Here is a 20,287-nt window from a genome sequence, read left to right as displayed (position 1 = left end):
GACGGTAACTCCGGGGCGGGCCCCGTTCGGCTACTTCGGCCGAATTCGGTGCGTCGTGGCCGGTTCCAGGCGGGTGGCGAAGGATTCCACGGCGCGGACGACGTCCTCGGCGCTCCACTCCAGGCCGGGCGCGCCCACCTCCGCCTCCGTCACGGACAGACCGGGCACGGGCCCCGGCGACCAGCTGCGGAACAGCATCGTGCCGGTCTCCTCCGCGAGCCGGATCCCCGCCTCGGTCAGGAGGTCCGCCGCGTACGGCAGCCACACCTGGAACTGGTGGGTGTGCGGCTCCTCCGGATGGATCCGGAACCAGGGCGTCCCGGCGGCGGCGAAGCCCTCCCGCAGGGCCTTGGCGACGGTCCGCGCGTGGGCGACGTACAACGGCAGCCGGGGCAGCTCCCGCTCCAGTCCGGCCAGCGCCGACAGGGCCTGCGGGAACTGGCGGAAGACCTGGCCGCCGTAGCGGTGGCGCCACACCCGGGCCTCCTCCACCAGCGCGGCCGGCCCGGCGAGGGCGGCCCCGCTGAGGCCGCCCAGCGACTTGTAGAAGGAGACGTAGACGGAGTCGGCGAGTCCGGCGATCTCGGGCAGCGGGCGGCCGAAGCGGACGGTGGACTCCCACAGCCGGGCCCCGTCGAAGTGGACGACCGCGTCCCGCTCCCGGGCCGCGCCGACGAGCTCTTCGAGCTCCTCCCAGGACGGCAGCAGGAAGCCGGCGTCGCGCAGCGGCAGCTCCAGCACCAGCGTCCCGAACGGCTCCGCGAGCCCGGCGACCTCCTCGGCGGTCGGCTGGCGCGGCTCCCGCGTCGGGTGGACCGTGCGCAGCCCCGAGACCAGCGACAGGGCGCCGCCCTCCCACACCTCGGGGTGGCTCATCGGGTGCAGGGCCACGACCGGGCTGCCGGTGCGGCCGGCCCAGCAGCGCAGGGCGACCTGCTGGGCCATGGTCCCGGAGGGGAAGAAGGCGGCGGCCTCCATGCCGAGCAGCTGCGCCACGCGCTCCTCCAGGCGGGCGACGACCCCGTCGCCGTACAGGTCCGCCGGCTCGTCGGGGTCCGGGGCGGCCAGGTCGGCGAGCAGCTCGCCGACCGTGGCCTCGCCCGCGCCGCGCCACAGCGTGCGCCGCGCGGTGCGGGCGGCCGCCACCAGCCGGTTCGCCCGCTCGATGTCATCCGTCATGGCCCAGATCATCGCTGATCGCGCCCGGCGGCCAGGGGCTAGCATGGCGGCGTATCGTCCGGTACCCCCGCGGACTGGAACGGAAGGCCCTTCCCGCGTGAACGCACCCCATCCGACGGAACCCCCGGATCCGTCCGCCCGGCCCGCCCGGCTGTCCGTCGGCGTCGTCGGGGCCGGCCGGGTCGGCCCCGCGCTGGCCTGCGCCCTCCGGCTGGCCGGCCACCGGCCCGTCGCCGTCTCCGGCGTCTCCGACGCCTCCCGCCGCCGCGCGGAGCGGATGCTGCCCGGCGTGCCGCTCGTCCCGCCCGCGCGGGTGCTGGAGCTGGCCGACCTGGTGCTGCTGACCGTCCCCGACGACGCCCTGCCCGGGCTGGTGCAGGGCCTCTCCGAGACCGGCGCCGTCCGGCCCGGGCAGCTCCTCGTGCACACCTCGGGCCGGTACGGGGCCTCCGTCCTGGACCCGGCCCGCCGTGCGGGCGCGCTCCCGCTGGCGCTGCACCCGGCGATGACCTTCACCGGCACCGAGGTCGACGTGCAGCGGCTCGCCGGCTGCTCCTTCGGCGTCACCGCCCCCGAGGAGCTGCGGCTCGCCGCGCAGGCGCTGGTCATCGAGATGGGCGGCGAGCCGGAGTGGATCGCGGAGGAGGCCCGCCCGCTGTACCACGCGGGCCTGGCCCTCGGCGCCAACCACCTCGTCACGCTGGTCGCGCAGGCCATGGAGCTGCTGCGCAAGGCCGGCGTGGAGCACCCGGACCGGATGCTCGGCCCGCTGCTGGGCGCCGCCCTGGACAACGCCCTGCGCTCGGGCGACGCCGCGCTGACCGGGCCGGTGGCCCGGGGTGACGCCGGCACGGTCGCCGCGCACGTGTCGGAGCTGCGCAAGCACGCTCCGGGCACGGTCTCCGGATACCTGGCGATGGCCCGTACGACGGCCGACCGCGCGCTGGCGCACGGACTGCTCAAGCCCGAACTCGCCGAGGACCTCCTGGGGGTCCTCGCAGACAGCGCCGACGCCGCGGGCGGCGCCGAAGGGAGCGACGGCCGGTGAGCCGCGACCTGCTGCTGATCGACACCGCCGAGGAGCTGGCCAAGCTGCCGCGGGCGGGCTCCGGCCCGCGGGCCGTCGTCATGACCATGGGCGCCCTCCACGAGGGGCACGCGACCCTGGTCCGCACCGCGCGCGAGCAGGCCGGGCCCGAGGGGCAGGTCGTCGTCACCGTCTTCGTCAACCCGCTCCAGTTCGGCGCGAACGAGGACCTCGACCGCTACCCGCGCACCCTCGACGCCGACCTCGCCCTGGCCCGGGAGGCCGGCGCCGACGCCGTGTTCGCCCCGGCCGTCGAGGAGGTCTACCCCGGCGGCGCGCCGCAGGTCCGGATCAGCTCCGGGCCCATGGGCGGGCGGCTTGAGGGCGCCACCCGGCCCGGGCACTTCGACGGGATGCTCACCGTCGTCGCCAAGCTGCTCCACCTCACCCGCCCCGACCTGGCCCTCTTCGGCCAGAAGGACGCCCAGCAGCTCGCCCTGATCCGGCGGATGGCGACCGATCTGAACTTCCCCGTCGAGATCGTCGGCGTACCGACCGTCCGCGAGGACGACGGGCTCGCCCTGTCCTCCCGCAACCGCTACCTGAACACGGCGGAGCGGCGCACCGCCCTCGCCCTGTCCCGGGCCCTGTTCGCGGGCCGCGACCGGCTCGCCGCGCAGGCCGCGCTGCGCGCCCGCGCCGAGGCCTCCCCCGCCAGCGACGAGCGGGCCACCGCCCTCGCCCGGCTCGGGGAGATCCGGGCCTCCGCCGACGCGCACGCCGTGTCCGCCGCGGGGACGGGCCTGCCAGACGCCGTGCGCGCCGCCTCGCTGCACGTACTGGAGGAGGCCGGGCGGCTCGACCCGCCGCTGGTGCTGGACTACCTGGCCCTGGTGGATCCGGAGGACTTCACCGACGTCGGCCCGGACTTCACCGGGCGGGCCGTGCTGGCCGTCGCCGCAAAGGTCGGCGCCACCCGGCTGATCGACAACATCCCATTGGAGTTCGGAGCACACTCGTGAGCACCCCTGGCGCAGCCTCCGCCGGCACCGGCATACGGCTGCACGCGCCCGCACCCGGCTGGGCCCTCGACGCCGACGTCGTGGTCGTCGGCTCCGGCGTGGCCGGCCTGACCGCCGCCCTGCGCTGCGCAGCCGCGGGCCGCAGCACCGTCGTCGTCACCAAGGCCCGGCTGGACGACGGCTCCACCCGGTGGGCCCAGGGCGGCATCGCGGCCGCCCTCGGCGAGGGCGACACCCCCGAGCAGCACCTGGACGACACCCTCGTCGCGGGCGCCGGGCTGTGCGACGGGGACGCGGTGCGGCTGCTGGTCACCGAGGGGCCGGACGCCGTGCGGCGCCTGATCGCCTCCGGGGCCCGCTTCGACACGTCCGCCGAGACCGGCGAGATCGAGCTGACCCGCGAGGGCGGCCACCACCGGCGCCGCATCGCACACGCCGGGGGCGACGCCACGGGCGCCGAGATCTCCCGGGCACTCGTCGAGGCCGTCCACGCCGCGGGGATCCGCACCGTGGAGAACGCCCTGGTCCTGGACCTGCTCCAGGACGCCGGGGGCCGCACCGCCGGCGTCACCCTGCACGTCATGGGCGAGGGCCAGCACGACGGCGTCGGCGCCGTCCACGCGCCCGCCGTGATCCTCGCGACCGGCGGCATGGGCCAGGTGTTCTCGGCGACCACCAACCCGTCGGTGTCCACCGGCGACGGCGTCGCGCTCGCGCTGCGCGCCGGGGCCGAGGTCTCCGACCTGGAGTTCGTCCAGTTCCACCCGACCGTGCTCTTCCTCGGGCCCGACGCGGAGGGGCAGCAGCCGCTCGTGTCGGAGGCGGTCCGCGGCGAGGGCGCGCACCTCGTCGACGCCGACGGCGTCCGCTTCATGGTCGGCGCGCACGAGCTGGCCGAGCTCGCGCCCCGCGACATCGTCGCCAAGGGCATCATGCGCCGCATGCAGGAGCAGGGCGCGCAGCACATGTACCTGGACGCCCGGCACTTCGGCGCCGAGATGTGGGAGCAGCGCTTCCCGACGATCCTCGCCGCCTGCCGCGCGCACGGCATCGACCCGGTCACGGAGCCGATCCCGGTCGCGCCCGCCGCGCACTACGCCTCCGGCGGCGTCCGCACCGACCTGCAGGGCCGCACCACCGTGCCCGGCCTGTACGCGTGCGGCGAGGTCGCCTGCACCGGCGTCCACGGCGCGAACCGGCTGGCGTCGAACTCGCTGCTGGAGGGCCTGGTCTTCGCCGAGCGGATCGCCGAGGACATCGCCCGCACGCAGCCCGCCGGCACCGGCCCGGGCATCCCGGTGCCCTCCACCGGCCCGCTCCAGCCCGCAGAGGCGCGCCAGGAGGTCCAGCGCATCATGACCGAGGGGGCGGGCGTGCTCCGCTCCGCCGAGTCGCTGCGCCGGGCCGCCGCCGCCCTGGAGGACCTGTACGCGACCGCGCTGTCGGCCCAGGAGGCCGACGGCAAGACCGCCGTGCCGGGGACCGAGACGTGGGAGGCCACGAACCTGCTGTGCGTGGCCCGGGTCCTGGTCGCCGCCGCGCTGCGGCGCGAGGAGACCCGCGGCTGCCACTGGCGCGAGGACTTCCCCGAGCGCGACGACGCCGCCTGGCGCCGCCACCTCGTCGTCAGGCTGTCCGCCACCGAGAAGCGGGCCCTGGTCGTCACCACCACCGACTCCGCGGACTTCCCGTCCGTACAGCACCCCCTGAGCCAGGAGCAGTCAACGTGAGCACCCCCGAACTCCCCCTGATCGAGCAGAACGAAGGCGGCTGCGGCGACGGCTGCGGCTGCGCCGACGGCGAGGAGAGCGGCCTGGACCCGGCGCTCGCCCGGCTGCTGGCCGAGGCCGGGCTGGACCCGGTCGAAGTCGAGGACATCGCCCACATGGCGCTGGCCGAGGACCTCGACGGCGGCGAGGACGTCACCACGGTCGCGACCGTGCCCGAGGACGCCGAGGCCGTGGCCGACTTCGTCGCCCGCGAGGACGGCGTCGTGGCGGGCCTGCGGATCGCCGAGGCCGTCTTCTCGGTCGTCTGCACCGAGTCCTTCGAGGTCGAGCGGCACGCCGAGGACGGCGACGCGGTGCAGAAGGGCGACGTGCTGCTGTCGGTGCGGGCCCGCACCCGGGACCTGCTGACGGCCGAGCGCAGCGCCCTGAACATCGTGTGCCGGCTGTCCGGCATCGCGACGGCCACCCGCCGCTGGGCGGACGTCCTGGAGGGTACGCAGGCGAAGGTCCGCGACACCCGCAAGACGACGCCGGGCCTGCGCTCCCTGGAGAAGTACGCGGTCCGCTGCGGCGGCGGCGTCAACCACCGCATGTCCCTGTCGGACGCCGCGCTGGTCAAGGACAACCACGTCGTCGCCGCGGGCGGCGTCGCGGAGGCGTTCCGGGCCGTGCGCGAGGCGTTCCCGGAGGTGCCGATCGAGGTCGAGGTCGACACGATGCACCAGGTCCGCGAGGTCCTCGACGCGGGCGCCGACCTGATCCTGCTGGACAACTTCACGGTGCCGGAAACCGAGGAGGCCGTCGCGCTGGTGGCCGGGCGGGCCGTCCTGGAGTCCTCCGGCCGGCTCACCCTGGACACGGCCCGCGCGTACGCGGAGACGGGCGTCGACTACCTCGCGGTGGGCGCGCTGACCCACTCCTCGCCCATCCTCGACATCGGCCTCGACCTGCGCGAGGCGGTGTAACCGGTGCTGCTCACCATCGACGTGGGCAACACCCACACGGTGCTCGGCCTCTTCGACGGGGAGGAGATCGTCGAGCACTGGCGGATCTCCACGGACCCGCGCCGCACGGCCGACGAGATGGCCGTCCTGATGCAGGGCCTGATGGGCACGCACCCGATGCTGGGCAGCGAGCTCGGCGACGGCATCCACGGCATCGCGATCTGCTCGACGGTGCCGTCGGTGCTGCACGAGCTGCGCGAGGTGACCCGCCGCTACTACGGCGACGTCCCGGCGGTGCTGGTCGAGCCCGGCATCAAGACGGGCGTGCCGATCCTGATGGACAACCCCAAGGAGGTCGGCGCGGACCGCATCATCAACGCGGTCGCGGCCGTCGAGCTCTACGGCGGCCCCGCGATCGTGGTGGACTTCGGCACCGCGACCACCTTCGACGCGGTGTCCGCCCGCGGCGAGTACGTGGGCGGGGTGATCGCCCCCGGTATCGAGATCTCGATGGAGGCGCTCGGCGTGCGCGGCGCGCAGCTCCGCAAGATCGAGCTGGCCCGGCCGCGGCACGTGATCGGCAAGTCCACCGTCGAGGCGATGCAGTCGGGCGTGGTGTACGGGTTCGCGGGCCAGGTGGACGGGGTCGTGACCCGGATGGCGCGCGAGCTGGCCGGCCCGCACGGCGACCCGGACGACGTGCGCGTGATCGCGACCGGCGGCCTGGCGCCGATGGTGCTGGGCGAGTCCTCGGTGATCGACGACCACCAGCCGTGGCTCACTCTGGTGGGGCTGCGCCTGGTCTACGAGCGCAACGCCCCGAACTTCGGCTGACCGGCCGGCCCGCGGCCCCCGCTCCTAGCAGGGCCGCGGGCGGGTCAGCAGGCGGCGGACGGCCGCACGCCAGGGGTGTTCCGCCGCGCGGCCGTCGACGACCGCCTGGAACCGGGCGTACGTACGGGCCGCGCGCACGGCGGCGACGTCGTGGCGGCCCGGCGGCGGGGGCGGGGCCTCCTGGCGCTGGGCCGCCCGGTACGTGTCGATGAGGTACTGCTCGATCGCTGTCATCCCTCCACCCTGGACCCGTCCGGGCCGAACCGCACGACGATTGGCAACCGCCGTCAATCGACCGGGTCGTGCCTGGTCAGGAGGGTCCGTACGGCCAGAATGGCCCGATGAGCGTCACCATCGACATCGCCGGGCTCCCCGACGAGCGCATCGCGTTCGCGCCCTCCCCGCTCGCCGAGCTGTGCATGGCCCTGCACGCGCTGTCCCAGCCCGCCCACCACCCGGAGCTGGCCTCCTGGACGGCCGCCACGGCCGCCTGCCTCGACCCGTGCGTCGCGGACCGGCTGCTGGAGGGCGACTTCATGTGGCGCAGCTCCTTCTCCGACATATTCATGGCCTTCGCGGGGATCCCCGGCGGCAGCGGCCTGCCCGCGGGGACGCTCGCGGAGGAGCTCGACGTCCTCGACCGGCTGGACGACGAGCGGTTCGTGACGGCCGCCCTGGAGCACTGCTGGCTGGCGCTGTACAACGAGGGCGGCGGGCCGTCCCCGCTGACCGACGCGGGGGCGCGGGCCAGGGTGCTGGAGACGGCCGCGGCGCGCGGGCCCGGCCGGCTGGAGTTCTCGCTGCGGCTGCTGGACGACACCGCGTCCGTACGGGTGTGGCTGCGGCGGCTGCTGGAGGACTGCGACGAGGCGTTCTTCGCGCAGACGTGGCGCCGGGTGGGGCCGGAGCAGGCCGCGGACGCGCGGCACAAGGCGGAGGTGCTGCGCCGCAGGGGGCTGGCGGCCGCGCTGGAGGAGGTCTCCGGTGCCCTGAGCGTCGATCCGGAGCGGACCGTCATCACCGCGGACAAGATGGTGCACGGCACCGCGACCGCGACCGATCCCCGGATAGGCCCCGGACTGGTGTTCGTCCCGACGCACTTCGGCTGGCCGCACCTGCTCGTGCTGCACGCCCCGGGCTGGCGGCCGGTCGTGCACTACCCGGTGCGCCGGCCCGAACTGCCCTCCCCGGGCTCGGTCGAGACGCTCCGCCGCCGAATGGAGGCACTGGCGCACCCCATGCGGATGATGCTGTGCCGGAGTCTGGCCCGGGCGCCGTACACGACGAGCGAGCTGGCGCGGGTGCACGGCATCACCCCTCCGGAGGTGTCCCGTCACCTTTCGGCCCTGAAGAAGGCAGGTCTGCTGCATACGCGCCGTCAGGGCCGATATGCGCAGCACCAGTTGGATCTGGGGGCGGTTGCCCGGATCGGACCCGACTTCATCGAGGGCGTCCTGAGGTAGAGACAGCCGGTTTCGAACCATACGGATGTACCGATATATGGAATTCACAAACCGGAATCAGTGAAAACTCTGGCCAGATCCGCCTCCCCGTCTATAACGTGCGTCCACCACTCCCCCCACGTAGCGCGTTTCGCTTCCGTGTGTCCGCTCGCACCCGTCGTGGAAGGACCTTCATGCCGTCACGCCGTATAGCTGCCGCGACCGCCGCCCTGGCTGCCGCCGCCCTCGCCTCCCCCCTGCTCCTGGCCGGACCGGCCGGGGCGACCAGCCCGCAGAGCGACGCCGCCCGCGCCGACGCCCTGGCCAGGAAGCTGGTCAAGGACTCCACCGGCAAGGGCGCCTACAACCACCTGAAGGTCTTCCAGTCGATCGCCGACTACAACAACGGCCACCGCGCGGCAGGCTCCAAGGGCCACGTGCAGTCCGCCCAGTACGTGGAATCGGTGCTCCGCAACGCGGGCTACAAGGTCTCCCGCAACGAGTTCGAGTTCACGTACGTCGAGACGGTCGCGGAATCCCTGAAGGTGAACGGCGCGAACGGCCGCGACGTGCCCATCCACCTGATGACGTACACCGCGAGCGGCCCCGAGGACGGCATCACGGCGCAGCTCGCCGCGGCTCCCGTCGACGCCGACGGCACCAACGGCTGCGAGCCCGGCGACTTCGCGGCGGGCGCCTTCACCGGGAAGATCGCCCTGGTCAAGCGCGGCGGCTGCACCTTCGCGGTGAAGCAGGCCAACGCGGCGGCCGCCGGCGCGGTCGGCGCGGTCATCTACAACAACACCGACGGCGCCCTCAACGGCACCCTCGGCGACCCGGCCGCCGGGAAGATCCCGACCGGCGGCGTCACCCAGGCGGACGGCGAGAAGCTCGCCGCCGAGGCCGCGGCCGGCCCGGTCGAGGTCACCCTGGACATCCGCGAGCTGCGCGAGCAGCGCAAGACGTTCAACGTCATCGCGGAGACGAAGGGCGGCGACGAGAACAACACCGTCTTCCTCGGCGCGCACCTGGACTCGGTCGCGGCCGGTCCGGGCATCAACGACAACGGCTCGGGCTCCGCCGGCATCCTCCAGGTGGCGCAGCGCCTGGCGAGCAGCCAGAACAAGGTCAAGAACAAGGTGAAGTTCGCCTGGTGGTCGGCCGAGGAGTTCGGCCTGCTCGGCTCCGAGGCGTACGTCGGCGGCCTGACCGAGGCGCAGAAGAAGCAGATCAAGCTGTACCTCAACTTCGACATGATCGGCTCGCCGAACGCCGCCTACTTCGTCTACGACGGCGACGACTCCGACGGCGTCGGCGCCGGCCCGGGCCCGGAGGGCTCCGCCCAGCTGGAGCGCGGGATCACGGACTTCCTGGACTCGAAGAACATCCCGCACGAGGGCACCGACTTCACGGGCCGCTCGGACTACGGCCCGTTCATCGAGGTCGGCATCCCCTCAGGCGGCACCTTCACCGGCGCCGAGGGCATCAAGACCGCGGCGCAGGCGGCGAAGTTCGGCGGCGAGGCGGGCAAGGCCTACGACCCGAACTACCACGCCGCGGGCGACGACCTGTCCAACATCGACAAGAAGGCCCTGGACATCAACGTGGACGTGATCGCGGACGCGGTCGGCCACTACGCCCACGACCTGGCGCCGCTGTCGCGCCCGGTGGTCTCGCAGCCGACCGGCGGCAACGCCGGCAGCGGCGGCGGCCTCCACGACGGCCACGGCCACGAGGTGACCGAGTAGGACCGGGGCTGAGCAGCGCCGGCGGCAGCCGGCCTGCGGGAACGGTCCGGCGGGGCCGGGCGGTGCACGTCACCGCCCGGCCCCGCCGCGCGTCCGCGGGAAGGCCGCTCAGGCCTGCGGCCAGGCCTCCACGCCGACCGGCTGGACCAGCCACCCGAAGTCGCCGAGGCCGCCGCGGGCGGTGAGCTCGGCCGCCTCCCCGGCCGCCGCGAGCGCCCGTACGTACGCGGCCGGGTCGGACGAGGCCAGGGCCAGCGGCGGCCGGGCCCCCGAGACGCCGAGCGCGGCCAGCGCCTCCCGCTGGGTCAGCAGCACCGCGCCCGGCCCGGCGCAGGAGTCGAGGGCGACGTGCGCGGTGACGTCGCAGCCGCCGTCCGGCACGGGCGGGACCTGGCGGCCCTCCCGGAAGCCGGCCAGCGTGCCGTGCGGGGGCCGCCCCGCACGGGTGTGCGCGTAGTCGACGGCCACCGCCAGGCCCCGGTCCAGCGTCGCGACGGCCGCCGCCCACGCCTCGTCCCGCGGCCGGCCGATCTCCGCCCGGCCCGGCCCCGGCCACCAGCGCGCGAGCCAATCCCGGTCGGCGCCGTCCACCGGCCCGCCCGGGGTCTCCGCGCCGTCCGGGCCCACCAGGACGTAGCGCCCGTCCTCGGCCACGTCCAGGGGGACGTTGTCCAGCCACTCGTTGGCGAAGAGCAGCCCCACCGCGCCCCGCGGCGGCTCGGCCGCCCAGGTGATCCGCGGGTCCAGCCCGGCCGGCCGCCCCGCCTTCTCCACCGCGTACGGGCGCACCCGCGCGGCCGTCTCCTGCGGCAGCGCCGCGAGCACCCCGGCCAGCAGCTCCCCGCGCCCGGCGCCGATGTCGACCAGGTCCAGCCGGTCCGGCCGGCCGAGCTGCCCGTCGACCCGGCACAGCAGCCGGGCCACGGCCCGCGCGTACAGCGGGGAGGCGTGGACGGAGGTCCGGAAGTGCCCGGCGGGGCCCGGTCCGCCCGGGCGCACGTAGAAGCCGCCGGGCCCGTACAGCGCCGCCTCCATCGCCGCGCGCCAGCCGACCGGGCCGCGGCGTCCGTCCTCAGTGCTCATCCTCCACAGGCTAAGCTCGGCCTCCACCTTGCGGAGTACACGTCCGGAGGACGGATCGCCCCTGTGGTTGACTCCAGCACCTATCCCGTCTTCCTACCCTGATTACGTGCAGCGCCTCTACGACTTCTTCCGCAGACACCCCACGGGGGTCGACACCTTCTGGGCTGTCCTCCTGTGCGGGATCGCGCTGCTCGAGGTCGCCGGCTCGGGCTCCGGCTCCGCCGCCAAACTCCTCGCGGTGCCCTCGGTCGCCGCCATGGGCGCGGCCGTCGCCCTGCGCCGCCGGTGGACCCGGTCGGTGTTCGCGCTCGCCGTGGGCGCCGGCGCCTACCAGCTGCTGGCCGGCGTCCCGATCCACACGGCCGACTTCGGCATGCTCGTCGTCCTCTACACGGTGGCCGCCTCGGCTGCCGTCCCGCGGTCCCTGTCCCGGGCCGCCTTCGGCACGGGGCTGGCCGCGGCCCCGCTCTACTCACTGCGCTTCCCCGTCGACAAGGGCGACAGCACGGCGAACGTCCTGTTCACGCTGTTCGCCATGGTCCCCTTCGCGCTCGCCTGGGTGCTCGGCGACTCCCTGCGCACCCGCCGCGCCTACTACGCCGAGCTCGTCGAGCGGAACCAGCGGCTGGAGAAGGAGCGCGAGGCCCAGGCGAAGGTCGCGGTGGCCGCGGAGCGCGCCCGGATCGCCCGCGAGCTGCACGACGTCGTCGCGCACAACGTCTCGGTGATGGTGGTCCAGGCGGACGGGGCGGCGTACGTCATGGACGTCGCGCCGGAGCAGGCCAAGGAGGCCCTCCAGACGATCTCCGGCACCGGGCGCCAGGCGCTCGCCGAGATGCGCCGCCTGCTGGGCGTGCTGCGCACCGGCGAGCCGCAGGAGTCCGAGGACTACGTGCCCCAGCCGGACGTGGAGCAGATCGAGGTCCTCGTCGAGCAGGTGCGCGCGGCCGGCCTCGACGTCGACTTCGAGGTGGAGGGCGCGCCGCGCAAGCTGCCCACCGGGGTCGAGCTCACCGCCTACCGGATCGTGCAGGAGGCGCTGACGAACACCCGCAAGCACGGCGGCCCGGACGCCAGAGCGAGCGTCCGCCTGGTGTACTTCGACGACGGCCTCGGGCTGCTCGTCGAGGACGACGGCCGCGGCGCGGCGCACGAGATGTACGAGGACGGCGGCGCCGACGGCGCCGGGCACGGGCTGATCGGCATGCGCGAGCGGGTCGGTATGGTCGGCGGAACCCTGGACGCGGGCCCGCGTCCCGGCGGCGGCTTCCGGATCAGCGCGCTGCTTCCGCTCAAGAAGAGTTGACGAGGACGAGGTCGAGGTAACTGATGTCCATCCGAGTGATGCTGGTCGACGACCAGGTGCTGCTGCGCACGGGCTTCCGGATGGTGCTCGCCGCCCAGCCCGACATGGAGGTCGTCGCCGAGGCGGGCGACGGCCTGGAGGCGCTGGAGGTGCTGCGCTCCACCAAGGTGGACGTGGTCCTGATGGACGTGCGCATGCCCCGGCTGGACGGGGTGGAGGCGACGCGGCGCATCTGCGCGGCCCCCGAGCACCCGAAGGTCATCATCCTGACCACCTTCGACCTGGACGAGTACGCCTTCTCCGGCCTGAAGGCCGGCGCGAGCGGCTTCATGCTGAAGGACGTGCCCCCGGCGGAGCTGCTGGCCGCGATCCGCTCGGTGCACAGCGGCGACGCCGTGGTGGCGCCGTCGACGACGCGCAGGCTCCTGGACCGGTTCGCCCCGATGCTGCCGACGGGCACGCAGGAGCCGCAGAACAAGGAGATCGAGCGGCTGACCGAGCGCGAGCGGGAGGTCATGCTGCTGGTGGCGCAGGGTCTGTCGAACGGCGAGATCGCGGCCCGGCTGGTGCTGTCGGAGGCGACCGTCAAGACGCACGTGGGCCGGATCCTGACCAAGCTGAACCTGCGCGACCGGGTGCAGGTCGTCGTCCTCGCCTACGAGTCGGGCCTGGTCCGGGCCGGCGGCGGCGCCGCGTAACCGCCCGCCCCGCGGCCGGCCCGGCCCGGTGTCAGCCGGCGGCCATCCAGCGGTCCGGGCGGGCGCCCGCCCGGGAGGTCCGCGAGCGGTCCGCCTGGGCGGCGAGCAGCGCGGCGGCCTCGTCCGCGGCCCGCAGCCGGGCGGTGACCGTGCCGTCGGCCCCGTGGTCGACGTGGACGTCGGCCACGCCGCGGGCCCGCTGCCAGGGTCCCTGCGTGAGCCGGACGCTCTGCACCTTGGCGTGCGGGACGATGTCCGTACGCCGGCACAGCCGGCCGTGGCGGGCCGCGAAGACCTCCGGCGAGACCGCCAGCGCGTACCCCTTCCACCACACCGGCACCACCCAGCGCGCCGCGCCGCGCGGCGCGGGCGCGAACTCCAGGGCCTCCGGGTCGGCGCCCGGCAGGATCCGGGCGATCAGCTCCCGGGCCGCGGCCCGGGTGGCCACCGGGACGAGCACCCCGTTCTTCGAACCGGCGACGGACAGCTCGACGCGGACCCAGCCGCGCCGCCGCCACAGCAGCGGCTCCACGATCCGCACGGACTGAACCCGCCCCGGCGGGACGGTCTCGTGGGCCCGGTCCAGCATGCCGTGGTCGAGGCGGAGCCCGTCCGGGGACTCGGCGACCCGCCAGTCGTACTCCTCCAGGAAGCGGCCGAACGTGCCCGCCCAGGCCGCCGCCAGGACGGGAAGGAGCGCGGCGAACGCCCACGGGCCGTCCGCGTACCACGACACGGCGAAGGCGGCGGCCGCCGCGGCGGGCAGGGCCGCCCAGGCCGACAGCGTCAGCGCGAGCGCGACCGCCAGGTCCCGGGGCCGCACCCGCAGCAGCTCGCGCTGCGGTGCCTCCCCCACGCATGCGGCCTGCTCGGGCGCGAAACCTGCGGCGCGGGCCAGCAGCTCGGCGCGCAGCGCGACGGCCGTCCGCTCGTCGAGGAAGGCCAGCTCGTCCTTGTCCTCGGTGCCGATGACGTCGAGCCGCAGCTTGGCCACGCCGGCCACCCGGGCCAGCAGCGGCCGGGTGACGTCCACGGCCTGGATGCGGTCGAGCCGGATGTGGGCGGTGCGCCGGAAGAGCAGCCCGCTGCGGATGCGCAGCTCGGTGGCGGTGACCGCGTACCGCGTGAACCACCAGCTCAGGAAGCCGTACGCGGCGAAGAACGCGACGAACGCGGCCAGCACGGCGGCCCGCACCACCGGGGAGAGGCCGCCGGCCCACTCCGCCACGCGGTCGCCCTGCTGGGCGGCGATGCCGAAGGTGGCGGCGATCGGCACCCAGGCGCGGCGCAGCGGCGTCAGCACGTGCAGCCGCTGCTCGGCGCCCGGCTCACCGGCGGGCGGGGGCGGCGCGGCGGCGGGCGCGGGGGCTTCCCCGGGCACGGGGTCGGTCGCGCCGGAGGGGTCGGAGGGGCCGCAGCGGCGGCTGGGTCCGTCGGTCACAGGCCCGCCGACCTGGCCTCGCCCAGCTCGGTGAGCCGGTCCCGCAGCCGCTCGGCCTCGGCCGGCGCCAGCCCGGGGATCTTCGCGTCCGTCGCCGCGGCCGCCGTGTGCAGCTGGAGGGAGGCCAGCCCGAAGCGGCGCTCCAGCGGCCCCGAGGCCACCTCGACGAGCTGCATCCGCCCGTAAGGGACCACGGTCTCCTCCCGCCACAGCACCCCGCGGCCGATCAGCAGGTCGTCGGCGCGCTCGGCGTACCGCCAGGACCGCCAGTTCCGCTCCAGCAGCCACCAGCCCCAGGCCAGCACCGCGAGCCAGAACACCCCGCACACCGCCCACACCGGCCCCCAGAGCAGCGCGGGCACCACAGCGCTCACGACAGCCGGCGGCACCGTCCACAGCACCAGCAGCAGCCGTCTCAGACCGAGCAGTCCCCCGGGCAGCCGCACCCACTCGGGCCGGCCCGTCCCGTCCTTCGTCCCCGTTTCCATGCGTCCACCCTATGACTGCGACAATGCCCGCATGACGGAGACCACGGTCGGCATCGGCGGCGCGGCGGAGAGCACGGACATGGTGCTCAACATCGGACCGCAGCACCCCTCCACGCACGGCGTGCTGCGGCTGCGCCTCGTCCTGGACGGCGAGCGGATCGTCAGCGCCGACCCCGTCGTCGGCTACATGCACCGCGGCGCGGAGAAGCTCTTCGAGGCCCGCGACTACCGGCAGATCGTCATGCTCGCCAACCGCCACGACTGGCTGTCGGCGTTCTCCAACGAGCTCGGCGTGGTCATGGCGGTCGAGCGGATGCTCGGCATGGAGGTCCCCGAGCGGGCCGTCTGGACGCGGACCCTGCTCGCCGAGCTGAACCGGGTCCTGAACCACCTGATGTTCCTCGGCTCCTACCCCCTGGAGCTGGGCGGCATCACACCGATCTTCCACGCGTTCCGGGAGCGCGAGGAGCTCCAGGCCGTCATGGAGGAGGTCTCCGGCGGCCGCATGCACTACATGTTCAACCGGGTGGGCGGCCTGAAGGAGGACCTCCCCGCCGGCTGGGCCGCCCGCACCCGCGCCGCCGTCGCCGACGTCCGCAGCCGCATGGACGTCTACGACAAGCTGGTGCACGGCAACGAGATCTTCCGCGGCCGCACCCGGGGCGTCGGCGTCCTGTCGGCCGAGGCGGTCCACGCGTACGGCGTCTCGGGCCCGATCGCCCGCGCCTCCGGCGTCGACTTCGACCTGCGCCGCGACGAGCCGTACCTGGCGTACGGTGAGCTCCAGGACGTCCTGGAGGTGGTCACCCGGACCGAGGGCGACTGCCTGGCCCGCTTCGAGTGCCTCCTGGACCAGACCCACAACGCGCTCGACCTTGCGGACGCCTGCCTGGACCGGCTGGCCGAGCTGCCGCCCGGCCCGATCAACCAGCGGCTGCCGAAGGTGCTGAAGGCCCCCGAGGGCGCCACCTACGCCTGGACCGAGAACCCCCTCGGCATCAACGGCTACTACCTCGTCTCCAAGGGCGAGAAGACGCCGTACCGGCTGAAGCTGCGCTCGGCCTCCTACAACAACATCCAGGCGCTGTCGGTGCTGCTGCCCGGCACCCTCGTCGCCGACATGGTGGCGATCCTCGGCTCGCTGTTCTTCGTCGTCGGCGATATCGACAAGTAGCGGGCGCCCAGGGCCCGTTAGGGTGCGGGGATGACCTCAGGCATATGCACCGGCCCCGCCGGCGACGGCGGCGGCACGCCCGCGGAGGACATCGGCGGGTACCTGCGGCGGCTCGGCTTCGCCCGGCCGCCCCGCCCCACCGCCGAGACCCTCTTCGCCCTGCAGCGCGCCCACCTGGAGCGCGTCCCGTACGAGAACATCGACATCCAGCTGGGCCGGCCGCCCGGCATCGACCCGGCGCTGTCCGCGCGCCGCTTCGCCGCCGGGCACGGCGGCTACTGCTTCCACCTGAACGGCGCCTTCGCGCTGCTGCTGGAGGAGCTGGGCTTCGACGTGACGCGCCACGTCGCGGGCGTGCTCGGGGCCGCGGACCGCGAGCGGCGCGACGTCAGCGGCGACCACCTGGCGCTGACCGTCCGCGTGGACGGCGGGGAGTTCCTCGTCGACGCCGGGCTGGGCGACGGGCCCCACGAGCCGCTGCCGCTGCGGACCGGAACCCACCGGCAGGGGGCGTTCGCGTACGGGCTGGAGCCGCTCGGCGGAGACGCGCCCGGCTGGCGGTACACGAACGAGGCCGCTCCGTGCCCGGTGGTGAACTTCCTGTCGGCGCCGGCCGCGACGGCCGACTTCGAGGCCGTCCACGCGCGGCTGTCCACCGCGGAGGACTCCGGCTTCGTACGGACCTTCGCGATGCTGCGGCGCGACGCGGACGGCGTCGACGCCCTGCGCGGGCGGGTCCTGCACCGCACCGACCCGGTCAAGGGGGACACCGAGCGGGTGCTGGGGACGCCGGGCGAGTTCTGGTCGGTGGTCGGCGGGCTGTTCGGCCGCGACCTCGGCGGGCTGACCGAGGAGGACCGGGCGGCGCTGTGGGAGCGGGTCGAGCGGGCACACGAGGCGTGGCTCGCCTCCCGGGCGGAGTCCGACGGGCCTTAGCCGGCCCGGGCGGAGTGTCGGTGCCGCAGGGCAGACTGGGGGCATGTCCCACTCACCCCGACGCGCCTGCCCCTCCTGCGGGCGCGACTGCGCCGTGACCGCCGGCCGGATCGCCCGGCACGACCCGCCGGCCGGGCGGGACCGGGGCGCCCTGGTGTCCTGCCCCGGCTCCCGGGCCCGGGTGGTGCTCGGCGCGTCCGCGCCGACGCTGGACGGCTTCGTCCTGCCGGAACTGCCCGGCCAGCTGCCGCTGTTCTGAGCAGGGGCGGCACGCGGGGCCGGGCAGCCTGGCGGATACGGGCGGCCGGGGGCGGGAGGCGCGGATCAGGAGATGGCGCTGCGCAGGCGGACGACGTCGATCGGCTCGGTCTCGTCGTGCTCGGTCAGGTCGATGACCTGACCGGCCTCGTCCTGGCCTGCCTCGCCCTGCCCCGGCGCGTCCTGACCGGCCCCGCGTGCTCCGGCCTGGGCCGGCTCGCCGCGCTCGGCGGCGGCCGGACGGGCCTGCGGCACCGCGGCCGCCCGGTCGGTCTCCGCCTTGTGGGCTTCGAGGGCCTCGGCGCCGACCACGTCCGCGAGGTCCTCGTCCTGGACCGACTCGATCGCCGCGCGCGCCCGGTCGGCGCTCTTCGTACCGAAGAAGTCGAAGCCGCCCATCGTGCGGGGCGCCGGACGGCGCGCGGCCTGGTACGGGGCGACGGGTGCGGCGGGGCGGCGCGCAGGCAGGGCGGCGCCCTCCCCGGCCGCCGCAGGCGGCGCCGGCGCGGCGGGCTCGGCGGGCGCCACCGGCTCGGCGGGGGACGCGGGGGCGGGGGCGGCATCCTGCGGGGCGGCGGGCCCGGCCTCGATGGCCGCCGGACCGGCGGCGCGCTGCTCGGCCCTGCGGGCGAGGGCGGCGAGCGCGGCGTGGGCCCGCGCGTACCCGACGGAGGTGGGGGCCCCGCTCGACGTGCGCTCCTCGGTGACCGCCGGGAGCTCCCTGGGGGCGTCGGCCGGGGCCGCGGTGGCCTCGATGGCCAGGAGGCGGCGGCCCTCCAGTGCGCTGGCCCGCTCGGTCTCGGCGGTGGCGTAGCGGCGCAGCAGCGCCGCGTGCTCGCCGCGCAGGCCCGCGAGTTCGACCCGCTTGGCCCGCAGCTTGCCGTCGAGCCTGCCGCGCAGGACGCGGGCCTCTTCGAGGGCGGCCTCCAGCTCGGCTATCCGCTCCTCGGTGCGCCACTCGTCCTTGACGCGCTCGCGCGCCAGCTCGGCGACGCGCCGGCCCGCGGCGCGGTCCCAGCTGCGCATGAGGACGGCTCCTGCGATGCCCGCGGCCGCCGCGAGGGCCGCGAGCAGCCGCAGCACCAGGAGCTGGTCGACCAGCCAGGCCGCGGCCGCGCCGGCGAGGGACACACCGGCGACGGCCGTCGGGGTGAGCAGCCGGTGCAGGGGTTCGGGATTGCGGTGGCGTCCACGGGGCATGGCCAGAAATTTACAGGGCGTGGGGGGCATGTGGGGGTGTCGGCGGGCAATCTGTTCCCCGCCCGTTGCCTGCCGTGCCCGCGCGGCCGTCAGCCGGCCAGGCCCTTGGCCTTCAGGTAGGCCTTCGCGACGTCCGCGGGCTTCTCCCGCAGGGCGTCCACCCTGCGGTTGAGGTCGGCGAGGTCGGCAGTGGTGAGCGTCCGGGTCAGGCCGTCGAGGGCCGCCGCGACCTCGGGCGCGCCCGCGTCCCTCGCGTTGACCACCGGCAGGACGTTGTCGGCGTTCTGGAGCTTCCGGTCGTCCTCCAGCAGGACGAGGCCGTAGCTGTCGAGCGTCGCGTCCGTGGTGGTGGTGAGCACCAGCTGGGCCGCGCCGTCCTTGACGGCCTGCTTGGCCTGCGGGGTGCCGACGCCCTTCGGGTCGATGCCGGAGACCGTGATCCCGTACGCCGTCTTCAGCCCGGGCGCGCAGAAGGGCCGTACGGAGCACTCGTCGCCGGCGGCGATCCGCACCGGCAGGCCGGACTTGCCGAGGTCGGAGAGGGTCTTCAGGTTGTTCTTCGCGGCGTACTCCTTCGACACGGCGAAGGCGTTCTGGTCGACCGCCCCGCCCGCCGGGAGGACCTTCAGGCCGAGGGGGCCGGCCAGCTTCTCCAGGGCGGCGACGGTCGCCGCGGCGTCGCTGGACGCGACGGGCTTCTCCTGCGGCGCGTTCGGCCCGTTGACCTTGGCGTTGAGGAACTCGGCGAGGGTGGCGGCGTACTCGGGCACGACGTCGATCTCGCCCTTCTCCAGCGAAGGCTCGTACAGCTCGCGGTTGTTGACCGTGGTGACCGAGGTGGTGTAGCCGGCGTGGCGCAGCACCTGCGCGTACAGCTCGGCGAGCACGTTCGACTCGGTGAACCCGGCCGCACCGACGACGAGGGTGCCCTTCCCGCCGCCCGCCCCGCCGGAGGCCGCGGCGTCCTTGCTCTTCTCCAGGCTGTCGCCGCCGCAGGCGGTGAGCGAGGCGGCCAGGGCGAGCGCCCCGAGGGCGGCTCCGAGGGTGCGGACGGGCTTGCTCATGGGTGCTCCTCCAGGGGGCGGTGGATACGGGCGGGGGCGGCCGCGTCAGCGCGCCGCCGGGCGCGGGAACAGCCGGTCGACGGCGAGGAGGGCGCCCTCGACGAGCAGTGCGAGGCCCGCCACGAGGAGGGCGCCCGCCACGACCTGGGCGGTGTTGTAGGTGTTGAACCCGGCCGTGATGATCCGGCCGAGGCCGCCCTGGCCGACCATCGCGGCGATCGTGGCCGTAGCGACGACCTGCACGGCGGCCGACCGCACTCCTGTCATCACCAGCGGCCGCGCCAGAGGGAGTTCGACCCGCAGGAGCAGCTGGCCCGCGGACATGCCCATGCCGCGGGCGGCCTCGACCACCGACCGGTCCACCCCGCGCACGCCGACGTAGGCGTTGGTCAGCAGCGGCGGGACGGCGAAGAGGACGAGCGCGGCGACGGTCGGCACGTGGCCCGCGCTGCGCAGCGGCGAGACCATGAACAGCGCGAGCACCGCGAACACCGGCACGGCGCGCCCGATGTTGGAGAGGTTCACGGCCAGGGCCCCGCCGCGGCCGGTGTGGCCGAGCCACAGGCCGACGGGGAGGGCGAGGGCGCAGGCGAGCGCCAGCGCCGTGCCGCTGACCAGGGCGTGTTCGGCGAGGCGGTGCCACACCCCGTTCTCGCCCGACCAGTTGGCGCCGTCGGCCAGCCAGTCGAGGACTCCGCCCGGTACGCCCACGT

General features: G+C 75.1%; 20 protein-coding genes. 12 read left to right on the top strand and 8 right to left on the bottom strand.

Annotated features, from left to right (window positions below):
• Positions 1-30: 30 nt before the first annotated feature.
• On the bottom strand, positions 31-1,179 hold the full coding sequence (locus tag C0216_RS01905) for a threonine aldolase family protein (protein ID WP_114058393.1): 1,149 nt from the start codon (positions 1,177-1,179) through the stop codon (positions 31-33).
• 97 nt (positions 1,180-1,276) lie between these two features.
• Here C0216_RS01905 and C0216_RS01900 point away from each other — a divergent pair, with 97 nt between their 5' ends.
• From C0216_RS01900 to C0216_RS01880, 5 genes are read left to right on the top strand one after another with little or no spacing between them, the layout of a single operon-like run.
• On the top strand, positions 1,277-2,227 hold the full coding sequence (locus C0216_RS01900) for a Rossmann-like and DUF2520 domain-containing protein (RefSeq protein WP_114053571.1): 951 nt from the start codon (positions 1,277-1,279) through the stop codon (positions 2,225-2,227).
• Complete coding sequence (panC, locus tag C0216_RS01895; RefSeq protein WP_114053570.1) at positions 2,224-3,228, top strand: pantoate--beta-alanine ligase; 1,005 nt, start codon at positions 2,224-2,226, stop codon at positions 3,226-3,228. The genes C0216_RS01900 and panC overlap by 4 nt, the downstream gene beginning before the upstream one ends.
• Positions 3,225-4,958, top strand: coding sequence for an L-aspartate oxidase (locus C0216_RS01890; RefSeq protein WP_114053569.1), 1,734 nt, complete (start codon positions 3,225-3,227; stop codon positions 4,956-4,958). Before panC ends, C0216_RS01890 begins: the two co-directional genes overlap by 4 nt.
• Positions 4,955-5,923, top strand: coding sequence for a carboxylating nicotinate-nucleotide diphosphorylase (gene nadC, locus C0216_RS01885; protein WP_114053568.1), 969 nt, complete (start codon positions 4,955-4,957; stop codon positions 5,921-5,923). Before C0216_RS01890 ends, nadC begins: the two co-directional genes overlap by 4 nt.
• Positions 5,924-5,926: 3 nt before the next feature.
• The gene (locus C0216_RS01880) at positions 5,927-6,736 is read left to right on the top strand and encodes a type III pantothenate kinase (RefSeq protein ID WP_114053567.1); all 810 of its coding nucleotides are present in this window, start codon (positions 5,927-5,929) and stop codon (positions 6,734-6,736) included.
• Between the two features lie 24 nt (positions 6,737-6,760).
• Here C0216_RS01880 and C0216_RS01875 read toward each other — a convergent pair whose 3' ends face one another.
• Positions 6,761-6,970 (bottom strand): hypothetical protein, encoded by a 210-nt coding sequence (locus C0216_RS01875; RefSeq protein WP_114053566.1) that lies wholly within the window; start codon positions 6,968-6,970, stop codon positions 6,761-6,763.
• A gap of 107 nt (positions 6,971-7,077) precedes the next feature.
• Between C0216_RS01875 and C0216_RS01870 the strand changes: the two genes are divergently transcribed.
• Together C0216_RS01870 and C0216_RS01865 are read left to right on the top strand one after the other, a co-directional pair.
• Positions 7,078-8,199, top strand: coding sequence for a DUF5937 family protein (locus C0216_RS01870; RefSeq protein ID WP_114053565.1), 1,122 nt, complete (start codon positions 7,078-7,080; stop codon positions 8,197-8,199).
• Between the two features lie 173 nt (positions 8,200-8,372).
• Entirely contained in the window at positions 8,373-9,926 is a 1,554-nt protein-coding gene (locus C0216_RS01865; protein WP_114053564.1) for a M28 family metallopeptidase, read from the top strand.
• Positions 9,927-10,034: 108 nt separating this feature from the next.
• On the opposite strand, the gene C0216_RS01860 is transcribed toward C0216_RS01865, so the two are convergent.
• On the bottom strand, positions 10,035-11,009 hold the full coding sequence (locus C0216_RS01860; protein ID WP_114053563.1) for an SAM-dependent methyltransferase: 975 nt from the start codon (positions 11,007-11,009) through the stop codon (positions 10,035-10,037).
• Positions 11,010-11,115: 106 nt separating this feature from the next.
• Between C0216_RS01860 and C0216_RS01855 the strand changes: the two genes are divergently transcribed.
• Both C0216_RS01855 and C0216_RS01850 read left to right on the top strand, forming a co-directional pair.
• On the top strand, positions 11,116-12,315 hold the full coding sequence (locus C0216_RS01855) for a sensor histidine kinase (protein WP_114053562.1): 1,200 nt from the start codon (positions 11,116-11,118) through the stop codon (positions 12,313-12,315).
• Between the two features lie 23 nt (positions 12,316-12,338).
• Complete coding sequence (locus C0216_RS01850; protein WP_114053561.1) at positions 12,339-13,013, top strand: response regulator; 675 nt, start codon at positions 12,339-12,341, stop codon at positions 13,011-13,013.
• Positions 13,014-13,044: 31 nt separating this feature from the next.
• On the opposite strand, the gene C0216_RS01845 is transcribed toward C0216_RS01850, so the two are convergent.
• Together C0216_RS01845 and C0216_RS01840 are read right to left on the bottom strand one after the other, a co-directional pair.
• Positions 13,045-14,454, bottom strand: coding sequence for a PH domain-containing protein (locus C0216_RS01845; RefSeq protein ID WP_428985382.1), 1,410 nt, complete (start codon positions 14,452-14,454; stop codon positions 13,045-13,047).
• Positions 14,451-14,942, bottom strand: a complete 492-nt coding sequence (locus C0216_RS01840; protein WP_114053560.1) for a PH domain-containing protein — start codon at positions 14,940-14,942, stop codon at positions 14,451-14,453. Before C0216_RS01840 ends, C0216_RS01845 begins: the two co-directional genes overlap by 4 nt.
• Before the next feature lie 31 nt (positions 14,943-14,973).
• On the opposite strand from C0216_RS01840, the gene C0216_RS01835 reads away from it, so the two are divergent.
• Genes C0216_RS01835 through C0216_RS01825 form a run of 3 tightly spaced genes read left to right on the top strand, consistent with a single transcriptional unit; the run spans position 14,974 to position 17,311 of the window.
• Positions 14,974-16,116 (top strand): NADH-quinone oxidoreductase subunit D, encoded by a 1,143-nt coding sequence (locus C0216_RS01835; RefSeq protein ID WP_114053559.1) that lies wholly within the window; start codon positions 14,974-14,976, stop codon positions 16,114-16,116.
• A 30-nt stretch (positions 16,117-16,146) separates the two neighbouring features.
• On the top strand, positions 16,147-17,052 hold the full coding sequence (locus tag C0216_RS01830; RefSeq protein WP_114053558.1) for an arylamine N-acetyltransferase family protein: 906 nt from the start codon (positions 16,147-16,149) through the stop codon (positions 17,050-17,052).
• 43 nt (positions 17,053-17,095) lie between these two features.
• Positions 17,096-17,311, top strand: a complete 216-nt coding sequence (locus C0216_RS01825) for a hypothetical protein (RefSeq protein WP_114053557.1) — start codon at positions 17,096-17,098, stop codon at positions 17,309-17,311.
• A 65-nt stretch (positions 17,312-17,376) separates the two neighbouring features.
• Here C0216_RS01825 and C0216_RS01820 read toward each other — a convergent pair whose 3' ends face one another.
• From C0216_RS01820 to C0216_RS01810, 3 genes are all read right to left on the bottom strand, one after another.
• On the bottom strand, positions 17,377-18,510 hold the full coding sequence (locus C0216_RS01820; protein WP_114053556.1) for a hypothetical protein: 1,134 nt from the start codon (positions 18,508-18,510) through the stop codon (positions 17,377-17,379).
• Between the two features lie 89 nt (positions 18,511-18,599).
• Entirely contained in the window at positions 18,600-19,574 is a 975-nt protein-coding gene (locus C0216_RS01815; protein WP_114053555.1) for an ABC transporter substrate-binding protein, read from the bottom strand.
• A 45-nt stretch (positions 19,575-19,619) separates the two neighbouring features.
• Entirely contained in the window at positions 19,620-20,285 is a 666-nt protein-coding gene (locus C0216_RS01810) for an ABC transporter permease (RefSeq protein WP_114053554.1), read from the bottom strand.
• Positions 20,286-20,287: the final 2 nt, after the last annotated feature.

Source organism: Streptomyces globosus (genome assembly GCF_003325375.1).
Classification (GTDB): Bacteria; Actinomycetota; Actinomycetes; order Streptomycetales; family Streptomycetaceae; genus Streptomyces; species Streptomyces globosus_A.
This window is presented reverse-complemented; position numbering and strand designations above follow the sequence as displayed.